The sequence below is a fragment of the Streptomyces sp. NPDC037288 genome, from assembly GCF_055603265.1.
In genome coordinates this window covers 2,254-3,674 of record NZ_JBVJVY010000154.1, presented here as the reverse complement: position 1 = coordinate 3,674, position 1,421 = coordinate 2,254, and the positions used below count along the sequence as shown (strand labels likewise).

Annotated in this window: 1 protein-coding gene; it reads left to right on the top strand. The window is 67.2% G+C overall.

What is annotated here, in order from left to right:
* The first annotated feature begins 602 nt into the window (after positions 1–602).
* Positions 603–1,415, top strand: coding sequence for a transposase (locus ACZ7GZ_RS42605; protein ID WP_471033174.1), 813 nt, complete (start codon positions 603–605; stop codon positions 1,413–1,415).
* Positions 1,416–1,421: the final 6 nt, after the last annotated feature.

Below are 1,421 nucleotides of genomic sequence, written 5' to 3'. Positions count from 1 at the left end.
CCCTCACGGAACGGCGCGTCGTACGACCGTCGCTTCCCACCCATGACCCTCAACTTCCCCTTCAGTCACACCTCCACGCTACGAGGGGAAGGTCACCCGGGATCCTCCCCTCCTGGTGCACTCGCGCGGTCCCGTGCAGTGGCAGGTGCCGGGCGGATGCGGTACGGCACCTGCGCCTGGGCGCGGGCGGCACCTACGAAGGTGATGAGAGCAGCCCAAGCTCGGACGCCTGCCCTGTGCTGAGGTCTATCTCGTACCAGACGCCGTCGGCTCCGAATGCCAGCTTGTCGGCGTCATTGCCGCCGGCTGCACGGGCGTTGGTCTCCTCAGGTGCGGTTGCATGGCACGTGCAGTCGCAGCCGATGCCGCTGATGGTTTCAGTGGGACATGAGTGGTGATGTCCCGTCATGCACCACCCGAGTTTGCTCACGTGTGCTCACCATCCTTGTCTGAACGGGTACTTGGCAGCGGTAGGGCTGTGAGTAAGAGAAACAGGGGCGCGCTCGTCATCTTTCCAGCGCGGCCGTTGCCCCGTTGTCTTGTCTGGAGGATACGCAACAGTTCCGGTGCGGCTGCGGTTCGAAGGGGATCGGCCAAGGGCCGTGACACCGTCGGTGATCGCTCATCCGCCGGGCCAGGAGAACCAGTTCGACTGGCAGCAACTGTCAACTCCTCCGGCAGGTTGGGGTATTGGTGAGCAGGCGCAACTGCTGGTCGGGGCCTTGGCGCACTCGGGGAAGTGGCGGGCGGTGCTGGCGGAGAGCGAGGACCTCCCGCACTTGGTCCAGTCTCTGGATGCGGTGGTGCGCAAGCTGGGCGGGACCGCTCGGCGGTGGCGGTTCGGCCGAATGGCAACCGTCTGCTATCCCTCTAGCGGGCAGATCACCCCGGCGTTCGCCGCAGTCGCGAAGTGCTACGGGGTCGGTGGCGACATCTGCCCGCCGCGTCGCGGCAACCACAAGGGTGTCGTGGAGAAGATGAACCACTCTGCCGCTCAGCGGCGGTGGCGCACGGTCCCCGACGGCTTGACGGTCGAGCAGGCCCAATCCGGTGTCGACAAACTCGCCGCGAGGATGGACGGACGACGCCGCACCGTCGACGGCAGGAAGGTCACTGTCGCTGAACTTGCTGGCCGCGAGCCGCCGTTGGGAATTCCGTCGCTGCCGTTCCCGGCCGAGGTGATCGTCGCGCGGACGGTCACCCCGCAGAGCCAGGTGCCGTTCGAGGGCAACTTCTACTCGGTCCCGCCGGACTTGCCTGGCGGGAAGGTGCTCATCACCCTCCGCTTGGGCGAGGACTTCCTGAGCATCGCCACCACCCGGCCGGGTGGTGATCACCCGGCACCGGGGGGGGGGGGGGGGGGGGGGGGGGGGGGGGGGTCGCGGTGCCGCCATACCTCGTCTTTGGGACGATAGCGATAT